Source organism: Flavonifractor plautii ATCC 29863 (assembly GCF_000239295.1).
GTDB lineage: Bacteria > Bacillota > Clostridia > Oscillospirales > Oscillospiraceae > Flavonifractor > Flavonifractor plautii.
Genome location: NZ_JH417845.1, coordinates 21,933 through 28,199, shown reverse-complemented (window position 1 = coordinate 28,199; position 6,267 = coordinate 21,933). Strand labels below are relative to the sequence as shown.

The following is a 6,267-nucleotide window of genomic DNA, read 5'->3' as shown; positions in this document are numbered from 1 at the left end:
CCTTCCGGTGGCTGGTGGGCTGGTTGCCCCCCTTGACGATGTCCGGAATCACGATAACCACCGTGCTCCCCTTGTGCGCCAGCTCCCGCAGGGTGGGCATGCCGATGGGGTTGCGGATGGACTCCAGGGTGGCGGCGTACAGGCTGTCCCAGTCCTGGGGCAGACAGGGCGGATCGGCCACGGTCTCCCCGGGGATGAAGATGTCCGTGCTGTCGGGCAGCTCCGCGCCCAGCAGGCCCTGCCCGTATTCAAATTCCAGTTTCATAATTTACCTCCGTCCTTAATGGCCCATATACAGGCGGATGATTTCCAGATACTCCTCGGGGTAGAAGCCGATCTCGCCGCTGAACCGGGTCAGGGCGATGAGGCCGCCGTCGATGTCCGCAATGGAGGCCAGCATGGCGGCGTTGTCCGCCTTGAGGCCGCCGCCGTACACCACGTCCAGGCCGCCGGTGCGCTCCTTGACGAAGCGGGCGATCTTCTCAATGTAGGGCTTGTCGGCCGGGGTCTTGCCGGGCCCGATGGACCAGATGGGCTCGTAGGCGATGACCACCCGGCTCTTGTCCGTCCCGTCCAGGCCGATGGCGAGCTGGTCGCCCAGCACCTGCTGCCAGGCCTCCTGCTCCTCGCTCTTCTCGCCGATGCAGTAGAGCACCTTGAGCCCCGCGGCCTGGGCGGCCTTCACCTCCTGGTTGAGCAGGCGGTTGACGGCGGCGGTGTCGGTGACGCCGGCCTCCGCCAGGATGCCCGCCTTGTCGTTGCGCTCCTCGCAGTGGCCGATGAGGACCCAGCCGCAGCCCAGGGCGGCGGCGGCGTGGGCGGGCCGGTTGGTGGTGAAGGCGCCGAAGTTGCCGCCCACTGCGGTGTCGGCCCGGAAGACCCCCTGGCAGCCCAGCTCCACCCGGCTGTCGGCGGTGCGGGCCGCGGCCGCGGGAATCAGGTGGGCCTCCGGGAAGAAGTCCACAAACTCCGCTTCCGCCGGGTCATAGCCCGTCAGGCCCTGCTGGGTCCCGGCCACAATGGCCCTGCCCCACTCGGCCACGGGGGCCAGGCGGTTGACCCCGCCCAGCTCCACCGGCACGTCAAAACGCTTGAGATTCAAAAAAATGTGTTTCATTCAGTTGACACCCGGCTTTCCCAAATTTTGAAACATATAGCCCTTGTAGCCCTCCACGCCCGGCTGGTTGAAGGGGTTGACGCCCAGCAGCTTGCAGGAGAGATAGCAGGCAAAGAGGAAGAAATAGAACAGCCCGCCCAGGGTGTGGGCGTCGATGGCGGGGATGGAGAGGTTCATGCAGGGGATGCCCCGGTCGCCGTGGGCCCGCATGGTGGCCTGGCGGGCGGTGTTGTTGATGTCCCAGAAGTCCATGCCCGTCAGGTAGTCAAAGTAGTCCTTCTTGGCCTCGGGGGGCAGGAGCACCGACGCGTCGCGGGCGCGCACCTCCACGAAGGTCTCGAAGAGGATGGGACTGCCCTCCTGGATGAACTGGCCGATGGAGTGGAGATCCTCCGAGTTGGAGGCCGCCACCGGGTACAGGGCGTTGCCCTCCTTGCCCTCGCTCTCGGCGAAGAGCTGAATCCACCACTTGGCGAAGTAATCCAGCCGGGGTTCGAAAAAGGAGAGCATCTCCAGGCGGTAGCCGTGCTCCAGCAGCAGCCGGCGCAGGCAGGCGTAGCGCAGGGCCGGGTTCTCCTCCGCCGGGGCGGCGAGGAGGGTATCCCGCATGTCCCGCATCCCCTGCACCAGCGCGCGGATGTCCACCCCGGCCACCGCCATTGGGAAGAGCCCCACGTCGCTGCCCACCGAGTACCGCCCGCCGATGGTCTCGGGGAATGTGAGGAACGTATAGCCCTGGTCGAGGCAGAGCTGGTGGAGGGTGGAGCCCGGCGTGCCGGTAGCGAAGATGCGCTTTGCCGCGCCCTCCGCGCCGTAGCGCCGCTCCAGGTACTGGCGCAACACCCGGAAGGCAATCCCCGGCTCCAGGGTCTCAAAGTTCTTGGCGATGCAGTCGATGTAGATGGATTGATATCCGTCCAGCTCCCGCAGAGTGCGGGCCATCTCGCAGGCGGAGATGGTGTTGCCCGCCCACAGAATGGCGGGGCCCCCCTCCGGCCGCAGGGCCTTGACGGCGGCCCGGGACGCCTGGTTGGAGCCGCCGATTCCGATGACCACGAAGGCATCGGCGTCGGCCCGCACCCGCGCCGCCTGCTCCAGCAGGAAGTCCACCCGCTCGGGCCCGGCCGCCTCGTCCACACTGTGCCAGCCCAGGTTGTCCCGGTACCGCTCCTCTCCCGCCGCCGCCTCGGCCAGCAGGGGCGCGGCGGCGCGCACCTGCTCCTCCAGCGCGCCGGGGGCCAGCACCGGCCGCGCGTCGGCAAAGGACAGGGTGATGCCGTCCATGCTCAGCCCTCCTTTGCGTAGCGGGCCGCCATGTCCTCCAGGGTAGCCGGCTCCACCAGGGGGGCCTTGCCGTAACTGCCGAACTCCACGATCAGGGTGCCCACGGCCTCCTTCACGCCCCGGCGCATGGCGTCGGTGATCCGGGCCACGGCCCCCTCGTCGCCGGTTCCGTACATGACGGTGTCCATGATGGGAGCCAGGAAGGCCCGGGGATCAAAGGCGTCCCGCTTCTCGTCCAGCAGCTTCCAGACGCCGCCCGCCTTGGGGTCGTTCTTCAGCTCCGGGTGGTCGCGGAACAGCTCGCGGAAGTTGCGGGTCACCGCCAGGCGGATGTCGGTGTCCACGTTGATCTTGCCGATGCCGCAGGGGATGGCGGCCTTCAGCTCCTCCTTGGAGATGCCGTAGGCGTTCTGGATGTTCCCGCCCAGGGCGTTGATCTCCTCCACGATGTACCGGGGCACGGTGGAGGAACCGTGGGACACCAGGGCGCCCTGGATGCCCTCGTGATTCATGCACTCCTTGATGGCGATGGGGATCTCGCGGCGCAGCTTCACGTCCTTGCCCTTGCTGGCGCCGTGCATGGTGCCGTAGCTGATGGCCAGGGCGTCCACCCCGGTCTTCTTGAAGAACTCAATGGCGGAGAGGGGGTTGGTGTAGGTGGAGTTGGCGGCAAAGACGTGGTCCTCCACGCCGGCCAGCACGCCCAGCTCGCCCTCCACGGACACGCCGCGGGCGTGGGCGTACTTGACCACCTCGCGGGTGAGCTCCACGTTCTCCTCAAAGGGGAGGGAGGAGCCGTCGATCATCACGGAGGTGTACCCCCCCTCGATGGCGGCCACGCAGGAGTCGAAGTTCTTGCCGTGATCCAGGTGGAGCACCACGGGGATGGGGCTTTGCTCGGCGAACTTCTTCACCGCCTCGGCGATGTTGCGGGCCCCCTTCTTCTTGTCCTCCAGGGTGCCGTTGGCAAAGTCCACCCGGCCGCCCATGAAGGCGTTGGCCAGATCGGCCCCCTGCAGGATGGCGGGGGAGCGGAACATCTCATGCACGGCGATGACCGCCTCGGCCTGGGCCACGGCGTTGACGTTGAAGGCCCCCTGGGCGTAGCCATATTTCACGGTGGCGTCCAGAACCGGACGCAGAGGTACCAGAGGCATAACAATTCTCCTTTCGGTTATTCCCTTATCTTGTATAGACGGTGCGCCCGCCCACCACGGTGCGGGCCACCTGGTAATCGCCGTCCAGCAGGACCAGATCGGCGTCCTTTCCCACGTCCAGCTCCCCCTTGCCGGCCCAGCCCATGAGGCGGGCGGGGTTGGCGGTCATGAGTCGGGAGACGATCTCCGCCCCCTCCCCAGTGAAGGCCATGAGGTTGCGCAGGGCCTGGGCCATGGTGAGGGTGGAGCCGGCCCGGACGCCGTTGGGCAGCTTGGCGTCCCCGTTCTCCACAATTACGTCGTTGACTCCCAGCTTGTAACTGCCGTCGGGCAGGCCGGCGGCCATGATGGAGTCGGTGACGGCTACCACCCGGCCGTACCCCTTGGCCTTGAGGTAGAGGCGCACGGTACCCGGGTGGAGGTGGCGGCCGTCGCAGATGGCCTCCACATACACATCCCGCTCCAGGGCCACGCCGAAGATGGCGGGGTCGTGCTGGTGGAACAGGCGCATGGCGTTGCCCAGGTGGGTGACGGAGCGGACGCCCGCCTCCACACATTCCACACACTGGTCGTATCCCGCGCCGCTGTGGCCCATGGCGCAGACGATGCCCATGGCGTTGAGGCGGGGGATCAGCCCGGGCACGCCGGGGATCTCAGGGGCCAGGGTGGTATAGCGCACGTGGCCGCCGGAGGCCTTCTGATACTTGGCAAAGAGCTCCGCGTCGGCGGTGTGCATCAGCAGGTGTTCGGGCATGGCCCCCTTGTACTCGGAGGACAGGCAGGGGCCCTCCAGGTGGACGCCCAGCAGGGCCGCCCCGCCGCAGGGGCCGCCCTCGATGACCTGTCTGGCCTGCTCCATGCACCAGAGGGTCTGCTCCGGCGTGTCGGTGAGCACCGAGCACAGCCAGCCGGTGACGCCCTGGGAGGCGAAGAACCGGCCGATGGCGCGCAAGCCCTCGGCGTCGGCGGCGTTCACGTCCACCCCTGCGGCGCCGTGGGTGTGCAGATCCAGGAAACCGGGCAGCACCCGCAATCCGGCGGCGTCCACCTCCGGCAGGCCCTTCTCATTGTGGTGCCCGCGGCTCAGGGCGGTGATGCGCCCGTCCTCCACCGCCATGTCCAGGGGGATGAAGGCCCCGTTCCACAGGACGGAGCCGTTTTTCAGATAAAAGGAGTTGTCCATGGCGGCCTCCTCAATAGGCCGTCCGGGCGGCGTTGGCGTTGACGTAGAGCAGGGCGTCGGGGTGGTTCTGGGCCAGGGTGGCGGGGAACGCGGCGGTCACCTCGCCGTAGGCCGCCCGGCGGCACACGGCCCGGTGCCAGTCCCGGAACACGCCCAGGCGCAGCTTCCGCGCCCCCAGAATCTCCTTCATGCCGATGGTGACGCACTTTTTGGGCATATCCTCCAGCGCGCCGCCCAGGTCGCCCACGCAGTTGGTGGCCCTCGTCTCCGGGTGGATGTCCAGCACCCGGGTGGGGAGCTGGGCGAACTGCTCGGCCGTCAGCTCCGGCTGGGGCTCGTTGAAGGCCAGGTGGCCGGTGATGCCGATGCCGCCGAAGGCGATGTCCACGCCGCCCAGCTCCTCGATCAGGGCGGGGATGCGGCCCAGGTCGTTGGGATCGGGGAAGACCCGCTGCTCCTCGGGCATGAGCAGCTCCGGGGCGATCTTGCCATATACCTCCCGGGCCATGAAGCCCCGGAAGGACAGGGGATTTTCCTCGGCGATCCACTGGCCGTCGTCGGTGAGGTACTCGTCCATGTTGATGAACCAGCAGTTCTTCAGGGAGAGCTGCTCCCGGTTGACCAGCCGCACAAAGATGGGGTACTGCCCCACCGGCCCCACCGGGCAGATAAAGACGGTGGGCTTTCCGGCGGCGTTGTTGGCGCGGATGGCAGCGCACATCTCGGCGGCCATCTCGTAAAAGACCTCGCCGGAGTCGCCCAGCTTGAGGATGGGGAGCTTGGCGCCCTTGCCCAGCTCCTGGGCGGAAATATGATAGTAGTCCATAGTCGTACCTCCTTTTGTCATTGAAACAGGTGCTCCAAATTCATCTGGCGGATCATCTTGACGATCTCCTTGGTGCGGGAGCAGCCGAACTTGCCCAGCAGGCCCTTGATCTGGGTCTTAATGGTCACCACCTCCACGCAGCGGAGCCTGGCGATCTCCGCCACCTTCTTGTCCTGGAGCAGCAGCTTGACCAGCTCGTGCTCCGCCGGCGTCAGGTGGGCCACGTTGTTGATGAAGAAAATCAGGGAGCGCTCGCTGCGGCGCAGACGGGCGTACTCCTGCATGACGGTGTTCTGGATCTTTGGGTCCAGCTCCGCCCGCCCCTCGCTGGCCCGGCGGATGTGCTCCAGCAGCCTCTCCTCCTCACAGCCCTTCACCACATAGTCCACCGCGCCGGTGCCCATGGCGCTGGTGATCATGTCGTCGGTCTCATGGGCGGTGAGGAACAGGATTTTGACCTCCGGGTGCCGCGCCGTGATGACCTCGGCGGCCCGGATGCCCGCGTCGATGGTCTCCATTTCGATGTCCATCAGAATCACGTCGCAGGGGACGGTGTCCGCCAGGGAAGCGATCTCCTCTCCGGAGGCGGCGGAGCCCACCACCTCCATATCGCTCTGGGCGGATACCACGTCGCAGAAGTCCTCCCGCAGCAGGGGGAAGTCCTCCGCCACCATCACCCGGATTGTCTTTGCCATTGTGT

At 66.9% G+C, this 6,267-nt stretch carries 6 protein-coding genes and 1 pseudogene; all 7 read right to left on the bottom strand.

All coding sequences use genetic code 11. The features are described from left to right. Positions 1 to 265: pseudogene (locus tag HMPREF0372_RS16995) on the bottom strand (lactate racemase domain-containing protein); the annotation flags it as partial. Positions 266 to 280: 15 nt separating this feature from the next. Beyond that, positions 281 to 1,117, bottom strand: coding sequence for a triose-phosphate isomerase family protein (locus HMPREF0372_RS16990; RefSeq protein WP_007495198.1), 837 nt, complete (start codon positions 1,115 to 1,117; stop codon positions 281 to 283). After that, positions 1,118 to 2,401 (bottom strand): glucose-6-phosphate isomerase, encoded by a 1,284-nt coding sequence (locus HMPREF0372_RS16985; RefSeq protein WP_007495197.1) that lies wholly within the window; start codon positions 2,399 to 2,401, stop codon positions 1,118 to 1,120. A gap of 2 nt (positions 2,402 to 2,403) precedes the next feature. Beyond that, positions 2,404 to 3,558, bottom strand: coding sequence for a class II fructose-bisphosphate aldolase (locus tag HMPREF0372_RS16980; RefSeq protein ID WP_007495195.1), 1,155 nt, complete (start codon positions 3,556 to 3,558; stop codon positions 2,404 to 2,406). Between the two features lie 25 nt (positions 3,559 to 3,583). Continuing rightward, the gene (gene nagA, locus HMPREF0372_RS16975; protein WP_007495193.1) at positions 3,584 to 4,741 is read right to left on the bottom strand and encodes an N-acetylglucosamine-6-phosphate deacetylase; all 1,158 of its coding nucleotides are present in this window, start codon (positions 4,739 to 4,741) and stop codon (positions 3,584 to 3,586) included. A gap of 10 nt (positions 4,742 to 4,751) precedes the next feature. Beyond that, positions 4,752 to 5,567, bottom strand: coding sequence for a sugar phosphate isomerase family (locus tag HMPREF0372_RS16970; protein WP_039997930.1), 816 nt, complete (start codon positions 5,565 to 5,567; stop codon positions 4,752 to 4,754). A 17-nt stretch (positions 5,568 to 5,584) separates the two neighbouring features. Continuing rightward, on the bottom strand, positions 5,585 to 6,262 hold the full coding sequence (locus tag HMPREF0372_RS16965) for a response regulator transcription factor (RefSeq protein ID WP_007495189.1): 678 nt from the start codon (positions 6,260 to 6,262) through the stop codon (positions 5,585 to 5,587). Positions 6,263 to 6,267: the final 5 nt, after the last annotated feature.